This window comes from Brevundimonas sp. (assembly GCF_016463295.1).
Lineage (GTDB): Bacteria > Pseudomonadota > Alphaproteobacteria > Caulobacterales > Caulobacteraceae > Brevundimonas.
Genome location: NZ_JAEMRO010000008.1, coordinates 36,071 through 58,491 on the forward strand (window position 1 = coordinate 36,071; position 22,421 = coordinate 58,491).

The 22,421-nt window shown below is 65.8% G+C and carries 29 protein-coding genes and 1 tRNA gene; 17 read left to right on the top strand and 13 right to left on the bottom strand.

Annotation, left to right across the window (positions count from 1 at the left end; genetic code table 11):
• Window positions 1-8: 8 nt before the first annotated feature.
• Window positions 9-85: transfer RNA gene (locus tag JHC81_RS03990), tRNA-Arg, on the bottom strand.
• 255 nt (window positions 86-340) lie between these two features.
• Between JHC81_RS03990 and JHC81_RS03995 the strand changes: the two genes are divergently transcribed.
• From JHC81_RS03995 to JHC81_RS04010, 4 genes are read left to right on the top strand one after another with little or no spacing between them, the layout of a single operon-like run.
• Window positions 341-778: an ABA4-like family protein gene (locus JHC81_RS03995; RefSeq protein WP_292170952.1), complete on the top strand. Its 438-nt coding sequence runs from the start codon at window positions 341-343 to the stop codon at window positions 776-778.
• Between the two features lie 34 nt (window positions 779-812).
• Window positions 813-3,293 (top strand): helicase-related protein, encoded by a 2,481-nt coding sequence (locus JHC81_RS04000; protein ID WP_292170955.1) that lies wholly within the window; start codon window positions 813-815, stop codon window positions 3,291-3,293.
• Window positions 3,290-4,618 (top strand): MFS transporter, encoded by a 1,329-nt coding sequence (locus JHC81_RS04005; RefSeq protein WP_292170957.1) that lies wholly within the window; start codon window positions 3,290-3,292, stop codon window positions 4,616-4,618. The genes JHC81_RS04000 and JHC81_RS04005 overlap by 4 nt, the downstream gene beginning before the upstream one ends.
• Window positions 4,615-4,899: an RNA-binding S4 domain-containing protein gene (locus JHC81_RS04010; RefSeq protein WP_292170960.1), complete on the top strand. Its 285-nt coding sequence runs from the start codon at window positions 4,615-4,617 to the stop codon at window positions 4,897-4,899. Before JHC81_RS04005 ends, JHC81_RS04010 begins: the two co-directional genes overlap by 4 nt.
• A 4-nt stretch (window positions 4,900-4,903) precedes the next feature.
• Here the strand turns inward: JHC81_RS04010 and JHC81_RS04015 are convergent, their stop codons facing one another.
• Window positions 4,904-5,530: a YceI family protein gene (locus tag JHC81_RS04015; RefSeq protein ID WP_292170965.1), complete on the bottom strand. Its 627-nt coding sequence runs from the start codon at window positions 5,528-5,530 to the stop codon at window positions 4,904-4,906.
• Between the two features lie 176 nt (window positions 5,531-5,706).
• Here JHC81_RS04015 and fdxA point away from each other — a divergent pair, with 176 nt between their 5' ends.
• The 3 genes from fdxA to lepB all read left to right on the top strand — a co-directional run bounded on the left by fdxA (window position 5,707) and on the right by lepB (window position 7,806).
• Window positions 5,707-6,048 carry a ferredoxin FdxA gene (gene fdxA, locus JHC81_RS04020; RefSeq protein ID WP_292170967.1) on the top strand — a complete coding sequence of 114 codons (342 nt, stop codon included), beginning with the start codon at window positions 5,707-5,709 and terminating at the stop codon, window positions 6,046-6,048.
• A gap of 301 nt (window positions 6,049-6,349) precedes the next feature.
• Window positions 6,350-6,913 (top strand): CarD family transcriptional regulator, encoded by a 564-nt coding sequence (locus JHC81_RS04025; RefSeq protein ID WP_292170970.1) that lies wholly within the window; start codon window positions 6,350-6,352, stop codon window positions 6,911-6,913.
• A 143-nt stretch (window positions 6,914-7,056) separates the two neighbouring features.
• Window positions 7,057-7,806 (top strand): signal peptidase I, encoded by a 750-nt coding sequence (gene lepB, locus JHC81_RS04030; RefSeq protein ID WP_292170972.1) that lies wholly within the window; start codon window positions 7,057-7,059, stop codon window positions 7,804-7,806.
• 168 nt (window positions 7,807-7,974) lie between these two features.
• On the opposite strand, the gene JHC81_RS04035 is transcribed toward lepB, so the two are convergent.
• Window positions 7,975-8,301, bottom strand: coding sequence for a hypothetical protein (locus JHC81_RS04035; RefSeq protein ID WP_292170974.1), 327 nt, complete (start codon window positions 8,299-8,301; stop codon window positions 7,975-7,977).
• 154 nt (window positions 8,302-8,455) lie between these two features.
• Here JHC81_RS04035 and JHC81_RS04040 point away from each other — a divergent pair, with 154 nt between their 5' ends.
• Window positions 8,456-8,680, top strand: a complete 225-nt coding sequence (locus tag JHC81_RS04040; RefSeq protein WP_292170977.1) for a hypothetical protein — start codon at window positions 8,456-8,458, stop codon at window positions 8,678-8,680.
• A 9-nt stretch (window positions 8,681-8,689) separates the two neighbouring features.
• Here JHC81_RS04040 and JHC81_RS04045 read toward each other — a convergent pair whose 3' ends face one another.
• The gene (locus tag JHC81_RS04045; protein WP_292170979.1) at window positions 8,690-9,193 is read right to left on the bottom strand and encodes a DUF3617 family protein; all 504 of its coding nucleotides are present in this window, start codon (window positions 9,191-9,193) and stop codon (window positions 8,690-8,692) included.
• Window positions 9,194-9,396: 203 nt separating this feature from the next.
• Here JHC81_RS04045 and rpmB point away from each other — a divergent pair, with 203 nt between their 5' ends.
• Together rpmB and JHC81_RS04055 are read left to right on the top strand one after the other, a co-directional pair.
• Entirely contained in the window at window positions 9,397-9,696 is a 300-nt protein-coding gene (gene rpmB / locus JHC81_RS04050) for a 50S ribosomal protein L28 (RefSeq protein ID WP_292170981.1), read from the top strand.
• Between the two features lie 221 nt (window positions 9,697-9,917).
• Window positions 9,918-10,205 carry a hypothetical protein gene (locus JHC81_RS04055; protein ID WP_292170983.1) on the top strand — a complete coding sequence of 96 codons (288 nt, stop codon included), beginning with the start codon at window positions 9,918-9,920 and terminating at the stop codon, window positions 10,203-10,205.
• Between the two features lie 51 nt (window positions 10,206-10,256).
• On the opposite strand, the gene JHC81_RS04060 is transcribed toward JHC81_RS04055, so the two are convergent.
• From JHC81_RS04060 to JHC81_RS04075, 4 genes are all read right to left on the bottom strand, one after another.
• Complete coding sequence (locus JHC81_RS04060; protein ID WP_292170985.1) at window positions 10,257-10,559, bottom strand: DUF3601 domain-containing protein; 303 nt, start codon at window positions 10,557-10,559, stop codon at window positions 10,257-10,259.
• Between the two features lie 77 nt (window positions 10,560-10,636).
• A complete protein-coding gene (locus JHC81_RS04065) occupies window positions 10,637-11,032 on the bottom strand; it encodes a hypothetical protein (protein WP_292170986.1) in 396 nt (131 codons plus the stop codon).
• Window positions 11,033-11,099: 67 nt separating this feature from the next.
• Window positions 11,100-11,399: a hypothetical protein gene (locus tag JHC81_RS04070; RefSeq protein WP_292170987.1), complete on the bottom strand. Its 300-nt coding sequence runs from the start codon at window positions 11,397-11,399 to the stop codon at window positions 11,100-11,102.
• An 84-nt stretch (window positions 11,400-11,483) separates the two neighbouring features.
• Window positions 11,484-11,825 carry a hypothetical protein gene (locus JHC81_RS04075; RefSeq protein ID WP_292170990.1) on the bottom strand — a complete coding sequence of 114 codons (342 nt, stop codon included), beginning with the start codon at window positions 11,823-11,825 and terminating at the stop codon, window positions 11,484-11,486.
• Between the two features lie 152 nt (window positions 11,826-11,977).
• Between JHC81_RS04075 and JHC81_RS04080 the strand changes: the two genes are divergently transcribed.
• Window positions 11,978-12,328 carry an MmcQ/YjbR family DNA-binding protein gene (locus tag JHC81_RS04080; protein WP_292170993.1) on the top strand — a complete coding sequence of 117 codons (351 nt, stop codon included), beginning with the start codon at window positions 11,978-11,980 and terminating at the stop codon, window positions 12,326-12,328.
• 103 nt (window positions 12,329-12,431) lie between these two features.
• Window positions 12,432-14,171, top strand: a complete 1,740-nt coding sequence (locus tag JHC81_RS04085; protein ID WP_292170996.1) for a M1 family metallopeptidase — start codon at window positions 12,432-12,434, stop codon at window positions 14,169-14,171.
• On the opposite strand, the gene JHC81_RS04090 is transcribed toward JHC81_RS04085, so the two are convergent.
• The 4 genes from JHC81_RS04090 to JHC81_RS04105 form a co-directional block, all read right to left on the bottom strand.
• Window positions 14,168-14,944 carry a transglutaminase family protein gene (locus JHC81_RS04090; RefSeq protein WP_292170997.1) on the bottom strand — a complete coding sequence of 259 codons (777 nt, stop codon included), beginning with the start codon at window positions 14,942-14,944 and terminating at the stop codon, window positions 14,168-14,170. The genes JHC81_RS04085 and JHC81_RS04090 overlap by 4 nt on opposite strands.
• A 66-nt stretch (window positions 14,945-15,010) precedes the next feature.
• The gene (locus JHC81_RS04095; protein ID WP_292171000.1) at window positions 15,011-15,571 is read right to left on the bottom strand and encodes an HNH endonuclease; all 561 of its coding nucleotides are present in this window, start codon (window positions 15,569-15,571) and stop codon (window positions 15,011-15,013) included.
• A 185-nt stretch (window positions 15,572-15,756) separates the two neighbouring features.
• Complete coding sequence (locus JHC81_RS04100) at window positions 15,757-16,410, bottom strand: trimeric intracellular cation channel family protein (protein ID WP_292171003.1); 654 nt, start codon at window positions 16,408-16,410, stop codon at window positions 15,757-15,759.
• Window positions 16,407-17,081: a DNA-3-methyladenine glycosylase 2 family protein gene (locus tag JHC81_RS04105; protein WP_292171006.1), complete on the bottom strand. Its 675-nt coding sequence runs from the start codon at window positions 17,079-17,081 to the stop codon at window positions 16,407-16,409. Before JHC81_RS04105 ends, JHC81_RS04100 begins: the two co-directional genes overlap by 4 nt.
• Before the next feature lie 55 nt (window positions 17,082-17,136).
• On the opposite strand from JHC81_RS04105, the gene JHC81_RS04110 reads away from it, so the two are divergent.
• From JHC81_RS04110 to gluQRS, 3 genes are read left to right on the top strand one after another with little or no spacing between them, the layout of a single operon-like run.
• A complete protein-coding gene (locus JHC81_RS04110; protein ID WP_292171008.1) occupies window positions 17,137-18,261 on the top strand; it encodes a cupin domain-containing protein in 1,125 nt (374 codons plus the stop codon).
• A gap of 41 nt (window positions 18,262-18,302) precedes the next feature.
• A complete protein-coding gene (locus JHC81_RS04115; protein ID WP_292171009.1) occupies window positions 18,303-19,436 on the top strand; it encodes a cupin domain-containing protein in 1,134 nt (377 codons plus the stop codon).
• A 6-nt stretch (window positions 19,437-19,442) separates the two neighbouring features.
• Entirely contained in the window at window positions 19,443-20,297 is an 855-nt protein-coding gene (gene gluQRS, locus JHC81_RS04120) for a tRNA glutamyl-Q(34) synthetase GluQRS (RefSeq protein WP_292171012.1), read from the top strand.
• Here gluQRS and ppk2 read toward each other — a convergent pair.
• Window positions 20,294-21,040: a polyphosphate kinase 2 gene (ppk2, locus tag JHC81_RS04125; protein ID WP_292171015.1), complete on the bottom strand. Its 747-nt coding sequence runs from the start codon at window positions 21,038-21,040 to the stop codon at window positions 20,294-20,296. The genes gluQRS and ppk2 overlap by 4 nt on opposite strands.
• A 91-nt stretch (window positions 21,041-21,131) precedes the next feature.
• Between ppk2 and JHC81_RS04130 the strand changes: the two genes are divergently transcribed.
• Both JHC81_RS04130 and JHC81_RS04135 read left to right on the top strand, forming a co-directional pair.
• Window positions 21,132-21,896 (top strand): extensin family protein, encoded by a 765-nt coding sequence (locus JHC81_RS04130; RefSeq protein WP_292171017.1) that lies wholly within the window; start codon window positions 21,132-21,134, stop codon window positions 21,894-21,896.
• Between the two features lie 215 nt (window positions 21,897-22,111).
• Window positions 22,112-22,315 (top strand): cold-shock protein, encoded by a 204-nt coding sequence (locus JHC81_RS04135; protein ID WP_292171020.1) that lies wholly within the window; start codon window positions 22,112-22,114, stop codon window positions 22,313-22,315.
• Window positions 22,316-22,421 lie beyond the last annotated feature (106 nt).

Below are 22,421 nucleotides of genomic sequence, written 5' to 3' on the forward strand. Positions count from 1 at the left end.
GGATGAGGTGGCGATCCCGGAGGGACTCGAACCCCCGACCTCTGCTTTAGGAAAGCCTTGCTCTATCCGGCTGAGCTACGGGACCACGCGAGCGTGAACTAGCGTCAGAAGCGGTGCGGGGGAAGCGGGCAGGCGATCAAAACCAAAGTCGCCCGAGCGGAAGCCCCGCTCTACCTGGACGCTGCGGAAATGCGATTGTGGTTAATCGTCGTTAAGATACAATATCTTGTGGAGAACAAAACCCGAATCGGGCGGTGTCACTGATTCGGTCCTGATTCGTTTCGGCCCTGTTCCTCCAAGGCGTTTACGCGCATTAATCGGTGCGAGGAGACCCGCCGCCATGACCGCCGATCGCCTGTTCGACATCGCCAATCTGATCGCACTTCTTGGCTGGATCGCCCTGGCTTTTGCGCCGTTGGCCCGGGATCGGCTGGTGCTTGCGGCCCGCGTGATCGGGGTGGCGCTGGCCCTGACCTATGCGGGGCTGCTGATCGGCTCGATCGTGGGTGGCGGTATGAGTGAGGGTGGCGGGTTCACCACGCTGGCAGGGGTCACAGCCCTGTTTTCCCGGCCCGAGGCGGTGCTGGTCGGCTGGGTCCACTATCTGGCGTTCGATCTGTGGGTCGGGGCCTGGGCCGTGGAAGATGCGGGCAAGCGCGGCGTGCCACACTGGGCCATGGTGCCGGTGCTGTTCCTGACGCTGATGGCGGGTCCGATCGGCCTGCTGGTCTATCTGGCGGCACGGGCGGGATTGTCGCGGCGACAAGGCCTCGCTTGAGGAACGGCGAACAAGTCGCCACCTTATCGATATCATGAGCGACCGTTCGACCGGCCAGGCTCCTTCCCGCGTCGTCGCGGTCCTGGGGCCCACCAATACCGGCAAGACCCATCTGGCGGTCGAGCGGATGCTGGGCCATGCCTCGGGCATGATCGGCTTGCCGCTGCGGCTACTGGCGCGCGAGATCTACGACCGGATCGTCAAGCGACGCGGGGTGTCGTCAGTGGCTCTGGTCACCGGCGAGGAAAAGATCGTCCCGCCCCGGGCGCAGTTCTTCGTCTGCACGGTCGAGGCCATGCCCCTGGAGCGCCAGGTCGAGTTCCTGGCCATCGACGAGATCCAGCTGGTCGCGGACCCGGAGCGGGGCCACGTCTTCACCCAGCGGCTGCTGCATGCGCGCGGGCGGTTCGAGACCATGTTCCTAGGCGCCGGCACCATGGCCCCCCTGATCCGCTCGCTGATCCCGGATGTGGAGATCGTCACGCGCGAGCGGTTGTCGACCCTGACCTATGCGGGCTCCAAGAAGCTGACCCGGCTGCCACCGCGCAGCGCCATCGTCGCCTTCTCCACAGACCAGGTTTATGCCATCGCCGAGCTGATCCGGCGCCAGAGGGGGGGCGCGGCCGTGGTCATGGGCAGCCTGTCGCCTCGAACCCGCAACGCCCAGGTCGAGCTGTTCCAGTCGGGCGAGGTGGACTTTCTGGTCGCCACCGACGCCATCGGCATGGGGCTGAACATGGACGTGGACCATGTCGCCTTCGCGGGCCTGAGGAAGTTCGACGGGCGGCGCACCCGCTGGCTGCATGCGCATGAGATCGGCCAGATCGCGGGCCGGGCCGGACGGCACCTTCGCGACGGCACCTTCGGCGTCACCGCCGAGGCGACCGAGCTGGATCAGGACATCGTCGAACAGGTCGTCGAGCATCGTTTCGATCCGGTCGAGGCGGCCGAATGGCGCAATGCGCGGCTGGACTTCGACACCCTGCCCGATCTGCTGCGGTCGCTGACGGTGAGCTCCGGCTTTCGGGGGCTGAACCTGACCCAGCCGGCGCTGGACGAGACCCTCTTGCGGCGCGCGATCAAGGATGAGGATGTGGCCCGCATCAGCCGCTCGCGCGGGGCCATCATGCGCCTGTGGGAGGCGTGCCAGCTGCCCGACTTCCAGAAGACGACGCTGGACGAGCATGCGCGGCTATCGAAGGAAATCTTCCAGGCCCTGACCGGGCGGCACGGGCGTCTGAGCCAGGACTGGATCGCGCCGCGCTTCGCCGAACTGGACCGCGACGACGGCCAGATCGACCAGCTGTCGGCGCGTCTCAGCGGGGTGCGGACGCTGTCCTACATCGCCAATCGTCCCGACTGGCTGGATCAGGCGCAGGGTTGGCGCGACAAGACGAAGGCACTGGAGGAGCGGCTCAGCGACGTGCTGCACGAGCGGCTGACCGCGCGGTTCGTGGACCGTCGCACCACGGCCCTGATGCGAGCCCTGAACGTGACCGAGGACACCGTCGCCGATGTCGCCGGCGATGGAGCCGTCGTCGTCGAGGGGCATGCCGTCGGTCAGCTGAACGGCATCCATTTCCAGATCGAAAAGGGTGGCGGCGCTCTGGAAGATCGCGCCCTGCGCCATGCCGCCCGCCAGGCCGTGACGCCCGAAATCGCGCGGCGGCTCGGTCGTCTCGCCGCCGACACGGAGGACGCCTTTGCGGTCCTGCCCGACGGCGCGGTCCTGTGGCGCGGCGCCCAGGCCGGTCAGGTTGCGGGCGGCGACTGGTTTGCACCCAAGGTCAGGCTGCTGGGCGAGCTGGGTCCGATCGCGGCCCGCGAGCGGGCCCAGCGCCGGCTGGAGGCCTGGCTGGCAGCCGAGGCGGGTCGGGCGCTACGACCCCTGCGCAGGCTCAGAACCGCCGTCGAGACCGGCGCGCTGAAGGGTCTGCCGCGCGGGCTAGCGTTCCGCCTGCTGGAAACCGGCGGCATTCTGGACCGCCGCGACGTCGAGCGTGACCTGTCGGCGCTCAGCCAGGTCGAGCGCCGCACGCTGAAGACGTTTGGGATCCGGGTGGGAGCGCACTCCGTCTGGATGCCCGCCTTGCTGAAGGATCGCCCCCGCGCGGTGGCGCAGGCGTTCGTGGCGCGGGAGCCGTTCCGCCCGGTTCAAGCGACCCTGACGCTGCTGCCCGACCCCTCCCCCTCGCCTCGCCTTCTGTCGGCCTTCGGCCTGCGGGCCGCTGGGCGCTGGGCCTTGCCGATCGAGACGCTGGAGGCGCTCGGCGAAGCGCGCGCCAAGGGCAAGGGGACAGTGCCGGACACCGATTTGACCACGCTCGGCCTGACGCGAGAACAATCGCAAGCCCTATTCGCCGCCTTGAAGTCCACCCGCGCACAGCAGGCGGACGCGGGAGAGGGCCAGGCCCGTCAGATCAAGGACTCTCCTTTCGCGGCCCTCTCGGCTCTGACGGCCAAGCCTGCACCGAACCGACGCCGCCGTCGTCGCCCACGCAGCGGGGCGCAATGAGCCCGTTTCATCAGGTGCTGGCGAACAATGCTGTGGCCAATATAGTCAACTATACGGTGTGGTTCGCCCTGACCTTCTGGGTCTTTCTGGAAACGCGATCGGTGTTCGCGACCGGCATGATCGCTGGCGTGTTTCTGGTCCTGACCGCCGCCTTCGCCATCTGGTTCGGCAGTCTGGTGGATCACCACCGCAAGAAGCAGGTCATGCTGGGCTCCAGCCTGGCGTCGCTGACCTTCTATGCGGTGTCGCTGGCCGTGTTGCTGGTCACGCCGGCCTCGCAGTTTCGCGATGTGTCGGGGCCCATGCTGTGGGTGCTGATCGGCGTCGTCATGCTGGGGGTCATCGCCGGCAACATCCGCTCCATCGCCCTTCCCACCCTGGTCACGGCCTTGGTCCCCGAGGATCGACGCGACAAGGCCAATGGTCTGGTGGGCATGGTCACGGGTATCGGCTTTCTGACCACCTCGGTCATCAGCGGCCTGCTGGTTGCCTGGACAGGGATGACGGGGACACTGGTCTTCGCCCTGGGTCTGACGCTGGCCGTCGGCTTGCACCTCTGGCTCATGAAGCTGGACGAGCCGACGCCGGTCCATGATGACGGCGAAAAGCCGCGAGCGAAAATCGACCTGCCGGGTACGCTGAAGGTCATCGGCGCGGTGCCGGGCCTGTTCGCCCTGATCCTGTTCGCGACCTTCAACAACTTCCTGGGCGGGGTCTTCATGGCCCTGCTGGATGCCTATGCCCTGTCCCTGATGTCGGTGCAGACCTGGGGGGTGATGCTGGCGGTCGTTTCGACGGGCTTCATCCTGTCGGGACTGGTGGTGTCGCGGTACGGTCTGGGCCGGAACCCGCTGCGCACTTTGATGCTGGTCAATCTGGTGGCCTGGATATCCGCGGCTCTGTTCACCGTTCAGCCGTGGATCTGGCTTCTGGCCATCGGCTGTTTCGTCTGGTTCTTCATCAGCCCCGTGGCCGAGGCCGCCGAACACACCACGCTTCAGAAGGTCGTGCCGTTCGAGCGTCAGGGGCGGGTCTTCGGCTTCGCCCAGTCGGTGGAACAGGCGGCCTCGCCCGTCACAGCCTTCCTCATCGGGCCCCTGACACAGTTCGTGGTGACGCCCTTCATGACCGATGGCACGGGTGCCGAACTGATCGGCGGCTGGTTCGGCACCGGCCAGGCACGCGCCATCGCCCTCGTCTTCGTGGTCGCGGGCCTGATCGGGGTTTTGCTGACCGTTCTGGCCTTCAACTCGCGCTACTATCGACAGCTTTCGGCCAGCTACGTTGCCGCACGGGGGGACGAGCCCGAAAGCCCACCTGCATGACGAATGAAGCGACCTGCCGCATCGATGTCTGGCTGTGGCGCGCGCGGTTCGTGAAGACGCGGTCGATGGCGGCTGCCCTGGTCGAAAGGGGCGTGGTGCGACTGACCCATGCGGGGCGTCAGACCCGGCTGGACAAGCCCAGCCGCTGCGTCCACGTCGGCGACGGCCTGACCTTCATGGTCGGACCCCGGCTGATCGATCTGACGGTGGAGGGGCTGGGCGAGCGGCGCGGACCGGCCGAAGAGGCCCGCGCCCTGTATGCCCTGATCGAGGCGAACTGATCGCCTACTGCTGCAGGACGAACTCGCCTTCGATGTGCAGCTCGACCTCGTCCGAAATGCCCGGCAGCGCATAGTTGATACCAAACTCCGAGCGTTTGATCGACGCCTCGCCGTCGAAGCCGACCTTGTAGGTGTTGCCCATCGACGGACCGGCCTGGTTGAACTCGACTTCCATGGTCACGGGACGCGTGACGCCGCGAATGGTCAGGTCGCCCAGGACATCGGCCTCGGTCGGATCATCGCTGTCGATGGTGATCGAGCGGGACACGAAGGTCGCGTTCGGATGGTTGGCCGTGTCGAAGAAGTCCGGCGTCTGCAGATGCGTGTCCAGACCGTCGGAGTTTGAATCCACGTCCGTCAGGGGAATGGTCGCCGTCAGGGTCGAGGCCGACGGATTGGCCGGGTCCAGCTTCAGCTCGGCCTGCACGTTTACGAACTGGCCGTAGTAGGTCGAAAAGCCCAGGTGGTTGACCGACCAGGTGATCTTGCCGTGGGCGGAATCCAGCGCATAGGTCCCGGCACGGACTTCGGCAGGGACCTGTGTCGCCTGGGTGCGGGCGATCACCGCGCCGGAGGTCATCAGGGCAGCGGCGGCGACACCGGCGAGGGAATAACGGACGAGACGGTTCATGAGGAGGCTCCTGTCGACGGCTAAACTGCAATCAGAACTGTAACAGATAGAGGCGGGACTTCGCTTGGCAAGGGCTTAACGCCGCATTCGCCGTCTCGTTCGGTTGACACTTCCGGTCTGCGGGGTCATCTGCGCAACCCGTCCCGCCATTCCAGCCAGACCGATCCCGTCCGCCCATGACCTATATCGTCACCGACGCCTGCGTGAAGTGCAAGTTCATGGACTGCGTCGAGGTGTGTCCGGTGGACTGCTTCTATGAGGGCGAGAACTTCCTGGTCATCGCGCCCGACGAATGTATCGACTGCGGCGTCTGCGAGCCGGAATGCCCCGTCGACGCCATCGTGCCCGATACGGAAGACGAGCCAGACGGCAAGTGGCTGCAGGTCAATGCCGAATACGCCAAGGTCTGGCCCAATATCACGGTCAAGGGCACGCCGCCGGAAGACCGCGAGCAGTTTGAGCGCGAGACCGGCAAGTTCGAGAAATACTTCTCGCCCAAGCCGGGCACGGGTTCCTGAGAATCGCGCCCTTGGGGGTCGCCGCGTGCCCCAAGGCGACGCTTCGTCCCCGGACGTTTTGAAATTCCGCAGATTTGTGATAGGTTCACCCTATTGGGACGGGCGGTCTGCGATTTTCTCGCGCCGCCCGCGTTTGCGACAGAACTTCACCCACGAAGGTGAAGTCGGCCAGAGGTTCGGTGATCCGTTTTCGCGTTTGACGACTGTATGACTGGCCCTCGGAGGTTCTCCGCCGGGGGTTGCTGTGCTTTCGACTGCGTGACGACGTCTCGCCCTTCACCTGCGCCGTGAAAGGAATGACATGACGAGCAAGAGTGGTCTGGAATTCAAGGTTGGCGACGCGGTCGTCTATCCGGCGCACGGCGTCGGCAAGGTCGCGGCGGTCGAGACCCAGGAAGTCGCCGGCATGTCGCTGGAGGTCTATGTCGTGACCTTCGACCACGAGAAGATGACCCTGCGCGTCCCCACCAAGAAGGCCAAGACGGCCGGCCTGCGCTCGCTTGCCGCCGACGATGTCGTGACCCGCGCCCTGACTACGCTGAAGGGCCGCGCCCGCATCAAGCGCACCATGTGGTCGCGCCGCGCTCAGGAATACGAAGCCAAGATCAACTCGGGTGATCTGGTCTGCATCGCCGAGGTGGTCCGCGACCTGCACCGCGCCGACAGCCAGCCGGAGCAGTCCTATTCCGAGCGCCAGCTGTATGAATCGGCTCTGGACCGCATGGCCCGCGAAGTCGCCGCCGCCAACAAGATCGACAAGGACGCCGCCGTCGAACTGCTGGCCAAGTCCCTCAGCGCCAAGAAGGCCGTCATCGCCGCCGCTGAAGCCGCTGCCGAGGACGCGGACGAGGCTGAAGCGGCGTGAGCTGATCAGGCTTGATCAAGTGATACGGAAAGGCCCGGTGGAAACACCGGGCCTTTTCTTTGAGGGCTCTGTCCGGACAGGTTTTTGCCCTGTCCGGACAAGCTTTCGCTTTCCCCCGCGCCACAGTCCGGCTTGCTGGTGGCATGACCCAAGCTCCCTCCCCCACCGGCCCGCTGCACGAAGCCATCGACCTGGCTCGCACCGTGGCCGTCGCGCTAGTGGCGGCCACGGCCTTCCAGACCGTGCTGTTCCAGCCCTTCACCATTCCCTCCTCCTCGATGGAGCCGGGGCTGGTGACCGGCGACTACATCGTCGTGTCCAAATACGCCTATGGCTGGAGCCGGGCGTCGCTGCCCTTCAATCCGCCACTGCCCGACGGGCGACTGTTCGGGCGGGAGCCGAAACGCGGCGATGTCGTCGTCTTCCGGCGGCCCAGCGCCCCGAACGAAGTCTGGATCAAGCGGTTGATCGGCCTGCCCGGCGACACGGTGCAGGTCACGGGCGGGACCGTCTTCGTCAACGGCCAGCCAATGCGCCAGACGCCCTTGGGACTGGCTCAGGATCACGATGCGCCCGAGCGGACCGTCGCCCTGGTACGCGAAACCACGGGCCAGAAGAAGCACCTGACCTACGACGGCGGCCCCGGCCAGCCCGGCGACGACACCGGCCCCTATGTCGTGCCGGCAGGCCAGTATTTCATGATGGGCGACAACCGCGACAACTCCCTGGACAGCCGCTGGCCGGCGGATGTGGGGGTCGGCCTGCTACCGGAGGAAAACATCCTGGGCCGGGCCGAGGTCGTGGCGGCGTCATGGGAACCGGGGGCCAACCTGTTCAAGCCCTGGACCTGGGTCAGGCTGCAGACAGACCGGTTTTTCAAACGTGTGAACTGATCCTTCTCCCCCTGCGGGAGAAGGTGGCCGAGCGCAGCGAGGTCGGATGAGGGGTCGCACTGACCTTTCCGCATCCCGCGCCGTAGCGGCCAGACACCGATAAACCGGTGCGACTCCTCATCCGTCAGCCTTCGGCTGCCACCTTCTCCCGCAAGGGGAGAAGGACGACTAACGGCCTGCGTACTCGACCTGCGTCAGCACTCCATCCCCATTCGCATCCAGCTGTTCGAACGCCGTCTGGCCCGACGCCTTGGCCAGCGACGGGGCCGCCACAGCCCCCAGCGCCAGACCGGCGGCTGCCGCCACGGCAAACTGCCAGGCCCGCAAGCGCATCGACCGGGTCCGACCCTCGATCTGATCCTCGATAAAGCCTCGCACCGCCTCGCTGGCCGAACGGCCATCGTGGCGGCACCGCGCCATGAACCGTTCCTTGGTCGAAAACGGTAGCCGGATTTCCAGGGTTTCGCTCTTCTTGGGCGGGGTCTTGCGGGTCATGGCTTTGTTGTCCTGCCGGGTGCGCCTCTGATCAGGGCTCATTTTCCCGACAATCGCCAGCGAAAACAGGCGGCCAGCGAACGAACGCAGTTTTGTTTGCGCCAAGGGCACGGATTTGGCCTGCTCACGCGTTGATGTGGCGAAGGAGCCGTCCATGGCCAATGCGCAAAAGACCAGTCCGCACTATCCCAACCCCTGGATCGGGCGGATCGTGGTCATCGGCCTTCTGGGCCTCGTGCTGGCCCTGCTGGCCTTCACGCTTCTGCGTCCGGGTTCCGAGTCGGAGATGGCACGCTCCGGCGCCGCCAGCGTGGGTCAGATGGATGCGGCCCAGAACCGGGCAGACGATCAACGCACGGCCGACCGCCGGATGCCGTGATACCGACCGTCAGAAATATTCGGCATTGGCCGGGCATTGCGCCGCGATGCGACGGGCGGTGATGGTCGCCGGGATGAAGGGGCTCCAGATGCCCGCCGCCTTGACCGAGGCCCCGCCGCGGAAGCTGAACTGCTCGGCCTGATAGGTGCCGTTCAGGCGCACGCGGGCCTGACGGCCACTGCGCGAGACGCAGTTGCCCTCAAACCTAGCATTGCCGTTGCCGACCTGACGCACCGGATAGGTGCACTGATAGTGGCGCGTCGACAGGCCGCCGAAGAATCGGTTGATCTCGCTGGGGCGCACGCACTTCGTCTCTGTGTCCCGCTGACCCAGGGCGCTGGTGGTATATTCCCAGTAGCCGGGCAGGACCGGTGGCGCGGCCGTCGCGGCGGCCTGATAGGAGGGGCCGGCCATCGGCGCGGCCGCCGGCGCGGCCAGGAACAGGGCCCCGGCGATCACGGGTGCGGCGGTGGCCAGGACGCGGCTGAAGACACGGCTGGGCTTGCGAGACATGGCGGGTCTTTCGACAGAGGGGCGTTTCATCATTAAGCGGATACAGGGTGGCAATTGAACGGCGGCTGAACGGGCTTCAAACCCTTGACGCGGCGGGGTGCCCTCCTCTATACGGCCCCCTCTCGCGCAGGAGCCCCGTTCCTGCGCGCAATCATTTCATGCGTCCATACGCTTCGTGGACGCCTCTGCCCAAGGATAGTCCCATGTCGCGTCGCTGCGAACTCACCGGTATCGGCCCCATGGTCGGCCACAGCGTGAGCCACTCGAACGTCAAGACCAAGCGCCGCTTCCTGCCGTCGCTGAAGACGGTCAAGGTCGCCTCGGAAGCCCTGGGCCAGACCTTCAGCCTGCGGATCTCGAACGCCGCCCTGCGCACCCTGGACTACAAGGGTGGCCTGGACCCCTTCATCGTCAAGGCCCGCGACGAGCAACTGTCGATGGCCGCCCAGCGCATCAAGCGTCAGGTCAAGGCCAAGCTGGCCGAGCAAGCCACCGCCGCCTGATCGGCGACGACATCAAGATGTGAAGAGGGCCGGTGGAAACACCGGCCTTTTTCTTTGGGTGGATGGGGAACGAGAGTTGCTGGCTTTGTGGCAGTTCGGGCAGCGGCAAGGCCACAAGCAGACGCGCTGAAGGTCCGCTATGGGTGGAATGCAGACAGTCGCGTAGGGGTGGCTAGCGGACGTCGCTTGCGTCTTGCAGGCGATTTAGCAACCATCACTGGATGGCCGTATCTCTTCTCTATTCTGAATCCGGCTGCTCGCTGGAATTTTCAGTGTCCGACATAGAGCGCGTCCGAGCAGCACTTGAACGACACTACGGCAAACCGGCGGTCAATGACTCAAGCCCATTCATGACTGTCTACAGCTTCGCCAAGGCGAAGCTGGCCTTTCAGAACGAGTGGGATGACCCATGTCTCATCGCCAACGACGCGACGGGGGTAGCGATGCTGGAGCACATCGCGATAGAACTAACTCAAGCCGCTCAAGCGACGCAAAACCGACCATTCTAGGGTCCGCAATGGGTCGAAAGCGGACCGTTGCCTATGGGTGGTTAGCGGACGCTAGCTCACGGTCCGAATGTAGTCGGCCAAGCTGTCTATCAAACGGCCTTGTTCATCGTCGCGCCATTGCAGCCTGATGTGCCATTCGGACTGGCCGTCTAACGAGACGAACAAGCTCAAGCCATCGTCGTGGGGCAGGGAGGTGTGGCCGAGGAATGCCCACGTTTCACCGACCTGATGCAGCTTGGCATCGTAGTCGGTGAAGTCTTGAGTTACCTCGTAACGCGCTCCTGGTGTCAGGTGTTTGAACGCGGCCTGCGAGCGTGAGGCGGTCCAGTAACCAAGAGGCTTGGGTCCATACATGTGCCCCAAATAGCGGACGTTCGGGAGGTCGCCAACGGGTCGGAAGCCGACTGTCGCCTGAGGGTGGCAAGCGGACATCACTTCATGAAAATGTAGGCGATCAGTCCCTCAGGCGACGTAGGCAAATCGCCATGAGCCTCCGAGGGACTGAGCCTCAACTTCCCTTTTTCCGCCCTACGTGTCCTTTCCTCCAGAACACCATTCGCGATGCTGTGGAGCCATGATCGCACCATGTCGGAGCCAGTGGGCACTTCTTCCATGCCAGCGATGATGACCTCTCGCTGCGATCCAACACCAAGCTCTATACGGTGCCCGGCAGCCGTGATTGCGAACCCTTCTTTGTCTTGGACCCACCAGTATTCCAGGTGAGCGCAAGCATCACCGGCGTGGCGGAAGATGCTGACATCACCGGCCAACGCCTCGTCAGAGCTTTCATTTACGACCACGATTTCCGAGAGCCATTTGTCCGCCATCCATCGAAAGTGGCAGCAGGGTCAAATGTCCGCAATGGGTCGAAAGCCGACCCTTGCCTTCGGGTGACTAGCGGACGTTCTTGTTTTGCGCACCGAGCCAGCGAAACGCGTTGCGCGCTCCGATGACGATACCAGCTATCACTGCCGAGAAGGCAAACCAGTAGACCGCAGCAAGAGCCGCAATGAATGGAGTGTCCTGCTGACGGCGCGCGGCTCCGCGTAGAGCCTCTTGTGAGCCGGGATCGGGGCCGTGGCCTTTACTGTACGCCGGGACAAGCTCGAACCACCCGTTGACCAATATCCAAGCAAATAGCACGACGGAGATTACGCCGACCGCAACCCAGTAGGTCTTCCAGCCCTTGGTCATGCGGCCACGCTAACCCGAGGGCCTAACGTCCGCTATGGGTCGAATGCGGACTCTCGTCTGCGAGTGGAAAGCGGACGAACAGCCTTATGGCATTTGGCCCCAAGGACCTTTCGACCCCGTCGTTTTGCGCGCCGATGTTTCCGGCTGCGGGTCCCATTTGACAGGCCCGTAGGCTTTAGCGTCGATCCACGCCTTCACCTCCGCCAGCGTTTGGTGGGGCGTGAGTTCGCCCTTCTGATAATAAAGGAGGCCGTCTGGTCCAAGCGGTCGAGGTGTTTCGCCTGGCTCAAGCCTGTTCTCCGCCTCTCCCAGCGCGTAACAGGCGTCGTGGTCCTTTGCGATGATGGTGATGCGCATGGGCAAAGTGCCTTCGTAAAGGAACGTGCCCCCCGTGACATACTCGCCTTGATAGTCGTTCAGCGCCATTCGGTAAGTCTGCCGCAACTCGCTAATGTCCGCTATGGGTCGAAAGCGGACATCGCACTGCCGCCGAAAACCGGACATTGGCAAGCGGCTTCCTTCTAACGCTTCGCGCTGTACCTTGCAGGCGCCAACGACCTCGCCCCGAGGACACCTCCATGACCCGCGACCAGATGTTCGCCCATGCGCTGAGCCAGCCCGGTGCGGAGGACTCCACCCTGCATGGCGGGCGGTGCGTGCGGGTGCGGGGGCACTGGATCGTCAATGACAATGCCGACCCGGAGGCTCTGGCCCTGGCGCTGGATCGCGATACCGTGGCCCTGCTGATGGAGACGGAGCCACAGACCTATTTTCAGACTCCGCATTTCGATGGCTGGCCCGCCGTGCTGGTCCGCTATGCCGTGGCCGACGACGACCGCCTGCGCGAACAGATCGACAAGGCCTGGGCCCGGCGCGCGACGGCAGCCCAGCGCAAGGCGCGGGAGGGCAAGGCCGGTTCAGCCGGGTAAGTCGTTGGCTCGTGTATTCCTCCCCCGATGGGGGAGGAATGGATCACTTGCGCACACCGACTGTGTCTCTAGGCTGATCCCCCTGTCCGTCCCGGAGCCCTTCGTGTCCGTATTCCGCCGTGTCGCCGTCGCCACCGTCTCCGTCCTGGCCCTGACCGCGGCCCCCCTCACAGCCTCGGCCCAGGACGCACCCGCCCCTGTCGTCACCGACATCTCCGTCGAGTCGTCCGCCTTCACCCTGGCCACCGATCAGCCCCGCGCGCCCGAACAGGTCGCGGTGCGGTTCGACAAGGCCGATCTGGCGATCCGGGTCATCCCGGCGGACAAGGCCATCGACGCCGTCGCCGTACTGGACTTCACCGCCCAGTCGCCGGTCGAGGCCCTGGTGGTCGAACTGGACACCCGCTTCGCCGTCTCCTCCGTCCAGGTCGACGGGCAGGAGATCGCGTCCGGCACTTGGACCAATCCCGACGGCCGCATGACCGTGCCGCTGGGTCGCACGCTTCAGACGGGCCAGACCGCGTCCCTGCGCATCGCCTATGCGGGCCAGCCGCGCGTGGCCCCCCGCGCGCCCTGGGACGGCGGCTTCGTCTGGTCCACCACGCCCGATGGCCAGCCGTGGATCGCCACGGCGGTTCAGGGCGAGGGCTGCGACCTGTTCTGGCCCTGCATCGACCATCCGCTGGCCGAACCGGGCCGTGTCGACCTGCACATCACCGTGCCGTCCGATCTGGCCGCGCCGTCGAACGGGCGGTTCGTCGGCAAGACCGACAACGGCGACGGCACCACGACCTGGAACTGGAGCGCGCGTAGCCCCAACACCTATGCCATCGCCCTGAACATCGGGCCGTATGACGAGATGACCACCGACTATGTCAGCCGGTTCGGCAACGTCATCCCCCTGACCTACTGGTATCTGCGCGGCGACGACCCGGCCAAGGTGAAGGTCCTGTTCGACCAGTTCGCGCCCATGGTGGACTTCTTCGAGGCCACCGTCGGCCCCTACCCCTTCGGTGACGAGAAGATGGGGGTGGTGGAGACGCCGCATCTGGGCATGGAGCACCAGACCATCAACGCCTATGGCAACGGCTACCGGCTGGACGGGCGCGGCTTCGACTGGCTGCTGCATCACGAGCTGAGCCATGAGTGGTTCGGCAATCAGCTGACCAACCGCAACGCCGACGACATGTGGCTGCACGAAGGGCTGGGCAGCTATATGCAGCCGCTCTACGACCGCTGGCTGAACGGCGAGCGCTTCATGCAGGCCAGCCTGTTGCAGCAGCGGCGGGACCTGATCAACCGCTACCCTGTCGTCTCCGGCACCGACCGCGCCGTGGCCGAGGTCTATGAGGGTGACACCGGGCCGGGGCTGGACCTCTACAACAAGGGGTCGCTGATCGCGCATTCCCTGCGCATGCTGGTGGGGGACGAGGCCTTCTTCCGCGCCGTGACCCGCCTGGTCTATGGGACGGCGACGCCGCAGCCTGGCCAGTTCCAGCCCCGCTATGGCACCACGCGCGAGTTCCTGGCCCTGATCAGCGAAGAGGCCGGACAGGACCTGGGCTGGTTCTTCGACGGCTATCTGTATCAGGCCGCCCTGCCCGATCTGCGCCAGACCCGCGACGAGCGCGGGCTTGCCCTGGAATGGGTCACCGGCGACGGCAAGCCCTTCCCCATGCCGGTCGAGGTCGAGATCGACGGTCGGCGCACCACCGTGGCCATGCCCGGCGGCCGCGGCTTCGTCGAGGCCCGCGCAGGCGCGCACATCCTGATCGACCCGGACAGCAAGGTCCTGCGCCGCATGGACTTCATCGAGGCGTGGAAGGGCTCAGGCGGAAACTAGACCGCCTCGGCCGTCACCGACTGGCGCACCATCTGGCACGACCCCTGGGTGGTCAGAAAGGCGATGTCGGCCGCGTCGCGCCCGCAGGCGATCCGTACCAGACCCTCGACGGGAGCCAGCCCCGTCGGATCGACCAGCCACCAGCCGTCCGACAGCCAGACCTCGAAGATGGCGTGGAAATCCGGCGGGTTCAGCTGATGCGCAAAGGCACTGACCGCCCGCGCGGGAATACCCGAGGCCCGGCACAGGGTAATGCCCATGTGGGTGAAGTCGCGGCAGACGCCCGCGCGGTCGATGAAGGTGCGCGACGCCGTCGTTTCGCTGTCCGACGCACCGGGCTCGTAGTCGATATTCTCGGCGATCCAGTCCAGGATCTTCAGCACGCGGTCGCCGCCGACCGTGCCGCTGAACGTCCGCTCCACGAACCGTCCAAACTGGTCCGACGGGCAATAGCGGCTGGGGTTCAGATAGGGCAGCACCTCGGCCGGCAGGTCGTTCCAGTCATGCTGGACCGTCACGGGCGGCAGGCCCTTGAGGACACCATTGTCGACCACCGCCTCATAGACCAGCGCCACCTCGCCCTGCAGATGCGCCCGCAGCGTGCGCGCGCCGAACTCGTCATCCTGATCATGCTGGAAATCCACCTCGGGCGTCGTGGTCAGCGTTTCTTCGAGGATGTTCTGGCCGGGCCAGTGAGCCACCTGAATCTTGTAGATCGCATCCGTCGGGGGATCGAAACGATAGACCAGTTCGGCACGGACGCGGATTTTCATGGAGGCTCGACTGAGGCATTGCGGGCCGCTCGTCAACGCCATGCCGATGAGGCCGTTCCGTGACGCCTACGGCTCCAGTTCGATGTCCCAATACAGATAGTCCAGCCAGCTCTGATGCAGATAGTGCGGCGGGAAGCGGCGGCCATGTTGCTGCAGTTGCCAGGCGTTGGGGCGGTGCGGCTCGCGCCGGATCGGCATGCCGGCCTGCTGGGGTGTGCGGCCGCCTTTTCGCAGATTGCAGGGCGAGCAGGCCGCGACGATGTTTTCCCAGGTCGTGCGCCCACCCCTGGAGCGGGGCACCACATGGTCGAAGGTCAGTTCGGCGGTATCCCCGCAATACTGGCAGGTGAAGCCGTCGCGCAGAAAGACGTTGAAACGGGTGAAGGCCGGTGGGCGGTCCTGATCGACGTAGGTCTTCAGCGCGATCACGCTGGGCAGGGCGATCTCCATCGACGGGCTGCGCACGACCTTGTCATAGGTCGAGATCACGTCGACGCGGTCCTGATAGACCGCCTTGACCACTTCCTCCCATGGCCAGACCGACAGGGGATAATAGGACAGGGGCCTGAAGTCCGCATTCAGCACCAAGGCGGGAAAGCCGGACAGCTGGCGATGGGTGACCTGCATCAGACACCTCTCACGAGGGCCGCGGGTCGGGCGGGATGTGTGCACGCGAGAGGACTGAAGACAGGTCTCCTTCCCAGGCTATGGATCAAGCCTAGACCTGATTCGACGCCTTGGCGATCATCGCGTCGTGACGGGCGCGAGACGGTTTGGCGACAGGGCCAGAGATCGGGCCGGAGATCGGGCCCTCACCCGCCCCAACTGGTCTTGCCGGGAAAGCCGGGCAGGCTCCACCCCCAGACCAGGGCCCCCGCGCGCAGGGCAAAGCCGCAACAGGCCGCCAGCACCGCCGCCGGCCAGGCCTCCAGCCCGACGGCCCGCCCGATGACGAACAGGGTCGCCGCCAAGAGCGCCGCCGATACTGTGATCTCACGCCGCAGCAGGATGGACGGTTGCCCCGCCAGGATATCGCGCACGATCCCGCCGAAGCAGGCCGTCAGCGCTCCCATGACGATGCAGATCAGGGGCGCGACCTGGAACGCCTCCGCCTTGGCCGCGCCCAGCACGCCATAGGCGGCCAGGCCGATGGCATCCAGCCACAGCAGGGCCCGGAACCGCCAGGGCCGCGACCCGACAAGCCAGACCGCCACCGAGGCGAACAGGCAGACGGCGATATAGCGCCAGTCCTGCACCCAGAAGACCGGAGCCCCGATCAGCAGGTCGCGCAGCGTCCCGCCGCCCACGCCCGTGATGGCCCCGAAAAAGGCAAAGGTAACCAGGTCATGCTTCTCGCGCGCCGCCGCCAGCGCACCGGTGGCCGCGAAAACGGCGACGCCGGCAAAGTCCAGCGCCCCCAGAACGGTCTCGGGACTGGCAAGGGCAGGATCGACGATAGGGCTCATTCTCGCGGTTCTACCGGCTCAGGCCCACCCTCAGCCAGCACGATCTCGCCACGCTTCACGCCCGTGTACCAGGCCCACAGCAGATGCGTCGCCACCGCCCGGTAAGGTCGCCACAGCTCCGCCCGTGCATAGGCGGCCTTCTGATCGGGCCGGGTCTCGGTCCCATCGGCCCATTTGATGGCTTCCTGCAGAGCGACGTCGCCACCCGGGAAAACATCCAGCCGCCCCTCGCACATCATCAGATAGGCCTCCGCCGTCCACAGCCCGACCCCCTTCAGCGCCGTCAGGGCCGCGATCGCGTCATCGTCCGACAGGGTCTGCATATGCTCCAGATCGATCCGCCCCTCGATCTGGGCCAGGGCGATCCCCTGTCCATAGGTCGACTTCTGCCGCGACAGGCCCATGCCGCGCAGGCTGTCGATGTCATGCGCCAGCAGGGCCTCTGGCGTGATCTCTCCCAGTCCAGCCTGCAGCCTGGCCCAGACGGAGGCCGCCGAGGCCACCGACACCTGCTGCTCCACGATCATCCGGAACAGGCCCTCGAACCCGCCGGGGCGCAGCCGCCATTCCAGCATCGGAGTCTGCGCATGCGCACGGGCCAAGGCGGGATCGCGCTCGGCCAGCGTCGCACGCGCTGTCGCAATGGCCTCGATATCGGGTGCTTTGGGCATGGAGACCTCATCGACAGGATGCGAACACGGATTTATGCCTGTTCGGATGCGCACCTTGGCCGATCTTCTTCATCCGATCACCCCGGAACAGTTTCGGTCCGACTACGACGACCGGAAACCGCTGCATATTCCCGCCGCGCCCGGCACCGCCAAACAGGACCTGCTGCGCTGGGATGGGTTCAATGCGCTTCTGGACCAGGCATCGATCTGGACGCCACAATCCCTGAAGCTGGTCTTCAACGGCGACCCGATACCCGCCACCCAGTATTGCGCCGAGGTGAAGACGCCCGCGGGGCCGGCTCTGCGCCCTTCGCCGTCGCGCATCCAGCCGCTGCTGGCCAAGGGGGCCAGCCTGATTGCGGACGGGGTAGAGGCCCTGACCCCCGAAATCGACACGCTCTCGACAGCCCTCTCTCGTCATTTCGCGGGCCTGGTCGGGGCCAACATCTATTGCTCGTTTGGCGGGGTCCAGGCGTTTAACACCCATTTCGACCTTCATCACGTTTTCGCCGTGCAGGTGGAGGGCGAAAAGACCTGGCGGCTGTATCAGAACCGCGCAGACCAGCCGATCGATTTTCCGGCCGACGGTCCCGATGCACGGCAGTGGTTTGCCCGGACCCGAGGTCCACTGATGCAGGAGGTGCTCATGCGGCCGGGCGATGTCCTGTACCTGCCCCGCGGCTGGTATCATGACGCCCTGACGCCGAGCGGCTCGTCCCTGCATGTGACCTTCTCCGTCACGCCGCTGTATGGTCGGATCATGTTCGGCCTGCTGGAGGCCGCTGCCTTGCAGGACCCGGCGTTTCGCACCTGGTTGCGCCCGGCGACCGAGGATGGAGGACGCCCGCTGAAAGCTCAGCTGCGGGATCTTGGCCGTCGTCTGGCGGCGCTCGCCGAGACCGACACCTTCATGGATGAAATCGCGATGACGCAGGAAAGGCTGTCCCCGCGACCGGCTCGGTACAGTCTGCCGGACCGACCCCCTCTGGTCATGCTTCATCCGACGGGACGGACCGCGCCGGCGTGGTCGGGCCCGGTGGCGATCGCCATGGACTGGATCATGACCCAACCCGGCGTGCCGCTGGAAACCGTGGTCGCACAGTTCGATTTCATCCCGGAGGCAGATTTGCGGGCTGCCTTGGCAGAGGCAGAGCGCCTGGGCGTTCTGCGACGCTCATGACCCAGCCGATGTCCCCTTCCGCTCAACAGGAGACCCAGGGTGTGCGCACACTTGCGGATCTGCTTTTTCCCGTCACCGAAGCCGACTTCATGCGCGACTATGACGGGCGCCAGCCCCTGCACGTCCCCGCTGGCGACCATCCCCATAAGGCTGGTATTCTGACATGGCAGGCCTTCAATAGCCTTCTGCAACAGACCCACGTCTGGACGGCCGAAACGCTGCGGCTGATGCTTGACGGCCAGGCCGTGCGCCCGGAGCAGTATTGCAAGCCGATCGCCACGCCCTCCGGCCCAATTCTGCGGCCCAGCCCGACCATGGTCGATGTCTTCCTGTCGGGCGGGGCCAGCCTGGTGGCCAATGACGTGCTGCACGCCCATCCACCCCTCACGCATGTTGGCCAGATCCTGGGTCGGACCTTCGCCGCCACGGTCGGGGCGAATGTCTACTGCTCGTTCCAGGGTATCCGCGCGTTCGGCAGCCACTATGACAATCACGACGTCTTCGTCGTTCAGACCGAAGGCGAAAAGGTCTGGACCCTGTATGAAAACCGGGCCGATAATCCGGTCGATCTCCTGCCGGGCAGTGATGACACCCAGCGGTTCTTTGAGCGGTCGCGCGGCGCGGTGATGAGCCAGGTCCGGCTGCGGCGCGGCGATGTCCTGTACCTGCCGCGTGGCTGGTACCACGACGCCTTGGCGACGGACGGCGCGTCCCTGCACGTCACCTATTCCGTCACTCCGATAACCGGCAAGGCCGTCCTGGATGTGCTGCACGGCCTGGCCTCCAGACAGTCGGATTATCGCGCCTATCTGGCTCCGGCCGACCGAGAGGGGGGCGCGGTTCTGCGGCGCCAGCTCGATGACCTGGCCGGCCTTTTGCAAGACATCATCCAGGCCCCGGAGTTTCTGGAAGAAGTGGCCGCCGCCCAGCGTCGCGTGCAGCCGCCATCGGCTGATTTCACCCTTCCAAACCGCAAGCCGGCGACCCTGTTTCGCGTGACCGGCCGCGCCTTTCCCGCCACAACCAGGGCTTTGCGCCAACTCTACGACTGGGCCATTGATGAGCGTCAGTTCGCGCTCGAGGACATGACCGCAACCTTCGACGGCCTTGCCCCCGAACACATCCGGGCCGCGATCGATGCCGCCGATCAGGCCGGGGCGGTCGTGCGGGTCTGACGACGGGTGCCTGGCTTCGTCACCCGTTTTGCCCCCTCCCCCACCGGCCGCCTGCACAAAGGCCATGCCTGGTCGGCGTTGCTGGGCCATCGCCTGGCACAGAACGCGGGCGGGCAATGGCTGCTGCGGATCGAGGACATCGATCCAACACGTTGCAAGCCGGATTTCGAAGCAGGGATACTGGAAGACCTGGCCTGGCTCGGGTTGGACTGGCCCAGGCCGGTGCGCAGGCAGTCGGACCATCTGGCCGACTATGCAGCAGTCGTAGACACGCTGCGACAGCGCGGCCTGCTCTACCGCTGCTTTCGCACCCGCAAGGCGCTACTGGATGCCATCGGTGACGCCCCGCACGGTCGCGCGGAGGCCGCCTGTCCGGGGCCGCATCCGGCAGATGAAGAGGCGGTGATGCTGGAACAGGGTTTGCCCTTCGCCTGGAGGCTATCGCTGGATCGAGCGCGGGCCGAACTGGGCGACGACGCTTGGAACGACCTGTCTTTTGTCGAGGAAGGCTCCGGACCGAACGGCGAAACCGGCCGCATCCCGGCCCGCCCCGAAACCGCCGGCGACGTCATCCTGGCCCGCAAGGATGCGGGCACGGCCTACCATCTGGCTGTCACCCATGACGATGCCCTGCAGGGCGTCACCCATGTCATCCGGGGTGAAGACCTGTTCGAGGCGACGCACATCCAGGTGCTGATCCAGGCGCTGATGAACTGGCCGAGGCCGGTCTATCACCACCACAGACTGCTGACCGGGCCAGACGGACGGCGCTATGCCAAGCGGGACCGGTCGGTGACCCTGGCCGAGCTGCGGGCCGGGGGCATGACGGCGGAGGCCCTGCGGGCCGAGCTGGGATTCTAGGGGGCCAGACGTCCCTCGGCCTTGTCGGCGTCGAAGACAATGTGCGGATCGGGCTTGGGCGGCTTGACGCCCGGGGCCCCGAGACGGCGCAGGATGTGCCGCATGATGTTCAGCCGCGCCTCCTTCTTCTTGTCGGTGGCGATCACCGTCCAGGGCGCATGGCCCGAATGGGTGGCCTCCAGCATCTGGTCGCGGGCCTTCGAATACTCTTCCCAGCGCGTCTGCGCCTCCGCATCCAGCGACGAGACCTTGAACCGCTTCAGCGGATCCTCGATCCGCGCCTCCAAGCGCTCGGCCTGTTCCGCTTTGGAGATATCGAGCCACAGCTTGATCAGCACGATGCCGCTGTCGGTCAGCATCCGCTCGAAGCGCGGCGCGTCCTTGAGGAACTGGGTGTGCTGCTCGGGCGTGCAGAAACCCATCACAGGCTCCACCCCGCCGCGATTGTACCAGGAGCGGTTGAACAGATAGGTCTCGCCCGCCGACGGCAGGTGCCGGACGTAGCGCTGGAAATACCACTGGCCCTGCTCGTGCTCGCTGGGCTTGGCCAGGGCGATGACGCGGGTCTGGCGCGGGGCCATGTGTTCCGTGATCCGCTTGATCGCCCCGTCCTTGCCGGCGCTGTCGCGGCCCTCGAACACGATCACGGTCTTGATCCCCTGTTCGATGGTCCAGGCCTGGGTTTCGACCAGCTGGATCTGCAGCCGCACCAGTTCGTCTTCATAGTCCGATGTCTTGCTCATGGCCGCATGCTGCGCCGTCGCGGGCAGGACGGCAACCGTCGGCCACGGTTCCGCTTGCGCTGCATCGCAGCACCCGCCACGCTGAGCCAGCATGAAGCGTGATCTGGCCGACTTCTGGAACCTGATGTGGGAGGCGGGCCTGGCGGTCTGCGCCCTGTTCGCCCTGCTGAATGCGTTCGCGCCGCACCAGGACCTGCCGTGGAAGCCGCTGGATCTGGACCGGCCGATCGGCCAGGCGACGCAGTCCAAGGTGGCCAGCCTGGACCTGCCGCCCACAGCCGCGCCCGAGCAGATCACCGCCCAGACCGAGGCCTGCATGCAGGTGCTGCGCGACGCGGGTGTCACCGTCGAGCGGGCCGCGGACCGGGACGACGGCGGCTTCTGCGTCGTGCGCGGCGCGGTCCGGATCACCGGCGGGGCGGTCACGCCCTTAAGCCCCGGCGGCCTGGTCATGCAGTGCCCGCTCGCCGTGCGCTACGTGATCTGGGACCGCCAGGTGCTGCAGCCGGCGGCCCGGGCCAGCTTTGGTCAGGACGTCGCCCGCGTCGACAGCATGGGCACCTACTCCTGCCGCCGCATCTATGGCCAGACCGATGCCAGCGCCCGGCCCAGCGAGCATGCCAAGGCCAATGCGCTGGACGTCGCGGGCGTGACCCTGGCGGATGGCTCGAAGGTGACCGTGCTGGACGACTGGTCGGGCCAGGGTCCGGCGGGCGGCGAGGCGGCCCCCTTCCTGGCGCGGCTGAGGGATGGGGCGTGCCGTCTGTTCTCGACCGTGCTGACGCCGGACTATAATGCGGCGCATGCGGACCACCTTCATCTGGACGGCGCCTCCTACAGCCTGTGCGCGCGCTGAGCGTAACGGAGGCGCTAACCCTGTTCCAGGCGCGACCGATTCGCTTTGCTGTTGACCGGCCCGGATTTGCGGGAGAGAACATCAGCGCAGTCCGGATTTCGTGCGGGGTCCAAACCCGTGCTTGCTCCTTCCTCGAACGAGCTTGTTCCAGATGGACTGACGGGTGATCCCGCAGGGACACCTGCCTGGCAAAGCGCGTTTACGGAGACGCAGACATGGCGACCGGCACGGTCAAGTGGTTCAACTCCACCAAAGGCTACGGCTTCATCCAGCCCGATGGCGGCGGTTCCGACGTGTTCGTACACGTCACCGCAGTCCAGAAGGCCGGCCTGCAAGGCCTGGATGACAACCAGAAGGTCGAATACGAGCTGGAAAACCAGCGCGGCAAGACCTCGGCGGTGGACCTCAAGCTTCTCTGAAGCCTGACAAGACCCAAACGACAGAAGGGCGCGGTGGCCACGGCTACCGCGCCCTTTTTCATTCCTCCCCCCTTGGGGGAGGGGGACCGCGCGCAGCGTGGTGGAG

What these genes read in the sequence shown, in the direction of transcription:
- JHC81_RS03995 (WP_292170952.1), top strand. Translation starts at nt 341, where the DNA reads ATGACCGCCGATCGCCTGTTCGACATCGCCAATCTGATCGCACTTCTT.
- JHC81_RS04000 (WP_292170955.1), top strand. Translation starts at nt 813, where the DNA reads ATGAGCGACCGTTCGACCGGCCAGGCTCCTTCCCGCGTCGTCGCGGTC.
- JHC81_RS04005 (WP_292170957.1), top strand. Translation starts at nt 3,290, where the DNA reads ATGAGCCCGTTTCATCAGGTGCTGGCGAACAATGCTGTGGCCAATATA.
- JHC81_RS04010 (WP_292170960.1), top strand. Translation starts at nt 4,615, where the DNA reads ATGACGAATGAAGCGACCTGCCGCATCGATGTCTGGCTGTGGCGCGCG.
- JHC81_RS04015 (WP_292170965.1), bottom strand. Translation starts at nt 5,530, where the DNA reads ATGAACCGTCTCGTCCGTTATTCCCTCGCCGGTGTCGCCGCCGCTGCC.
- fdxA (WP_292170967.1), top strand. Translation starts at nt 5,707, where the DNA reads ATGACCTATATCGTCACCGACGCCTGCGTGAAGTGCAAGTTCATGGAC.
- JHC81_RS04025 (WP_292170970.1), top strand. Translation starts at nt 6,350, where the DNA reads ATGACGAGCAAGAGTGGTCTGGAATTCAAGGTTGGCGACGCGGTCGTC.
- lepB (WP_292170972.1), top strand. Translation starts at nt 7,057, where the DNA reads ATGACCCAAGCTCCCTCCCCCACCGGCCCGCTGCACGAAGCCATCGAC.
- JHC81_RS04035 (WP_292170974.1), bottom strand. Translation starts at nt 8,301, where the DNA reads ATGACCCGCAAGACCCCGCCCAAGAAGAGCGAAACCCTGGAAATCCGG.
- JHC81_RS04040 (WP_292170977.1), top strand. Translation starts at nt 8,456, where the DNA reads ATGGCCAATGCGCAAAAGACCAGTCCGCACTATCCCAACCCCTGGATC.
- JHC81_RS04045 (WP_292170979.1), bottom strand. Translation starts at nt 9,193, where the DNA reads ATGTCTCGCAAGCCCAGCCGTGTCTTCAGCCGCGTCCTGGCCACCGCC.
- rpmB (WP_292170981.1), top strand. Translation starts at nt 9,397, where the DNA reads ATGTCGCGTCGCTGCGAACTCACCGGTATCGGCCCCATGGTCGGCCAC.
- JHC81_RS04055 (WP_292170983.1), top strand. Translation starts at nt 9,918, where the DNA reads ATGGCCGTATCTCTTCTCTATTCTGAATCCGGCTGCTCGCTGGAATTT.
- JHC81_RS04060 (WP_292170985.1), bottom strand. Translation starts at nt 10,559, where the DNA reads ATGTATGGACCCAAGCCTCTTGGTTACTGGACCGCCTCACGCTCGCAG.
- JHC81_RS04065 (WP_292170986.1), bottom strand. Translation starts at nt 11,032, where the DNA reads ATGGCGGACAAATGGCTCTCGGAAATCGTGGTCGTAAATGAAAGCTCT.
- JHC81_RS04070 (WP_292170987.1), bottom strand. Translation starts at nt 11,399, where the DNA reads ATGACCAAGGGCTGGAAGACCTACTGGGTTGCGGTCGGCGTAATCTCC.
- JHC81_RS04075 (WP_292170990.1), bottom strand. Translation starts at nt 11,825, where the DNA reads ATGGCGCTGAACGACTATCAAGGCGAGTATGTCACGGGGGGCACGTTC.
- JHC81_RS04080 (WP_292170993.1), top strand. Translation starts at nt 11,978, where the DNA reads ATGACCCGCGACCAGATGTTCGCCCATGCGCTGAGCCAGCCCGGTGCG.
- JHC81_RS04090 (WP_292170997.1), bottom strand. Translation starts at nt 14,944, where the DNA reads ATGAAAATCCGCGTCCGTGCCGAACTGGTCTATCGTTTCGATCCCCCG.
- JHC81_RS04095 (WP_292171000.1), bottom strand. Translation starts at nt 15,571, where the DNA reads ATGCAGGTCACCCATCGCCAGCTGTCCGGCTTTCCCGCCTTGGTGCTG.
- JHC81_RS04100 (WP_292171003.1), bottom strand. Translation starts at nt 16,410, where the DNA reads ATGAGCCCTATCGTCGATCCTGCCCTTGCCAGTCCCGAGACCGTTCTG.
- JHC81_RS04105 (WP_292171006.1), bottom strand. Translation starts at nt 17,081, where the DNA reads ATGCCCAAAGCACCCGATATCGAGGCCATTGCGACAGCGCGTGCGACG.
- ppk2 (WP_292171015.1), bottom strand. Translation starts at nt 21,040, where the DNA reads ATGAGCAAGACATCGGACTATGAAGACGAACTGGTGCGGCTGCAGATC.
- JHC81_RS04130 (WP_292171017.1), top strand. Translation starts at nt 21,132, where the DNA reads ATGAAGCGTGATCTGGCCGACTTCTGGAACCTGATGTGGGAGGCGGGC.
- JHC81_RS04135 (WP_292171020.1), top strand. Translation starts at nt 22,112, where the DNA reads ATGGCGACCGGCACGGTCAAGTGGTTCAACTCCACCAAAGGCTACGGC.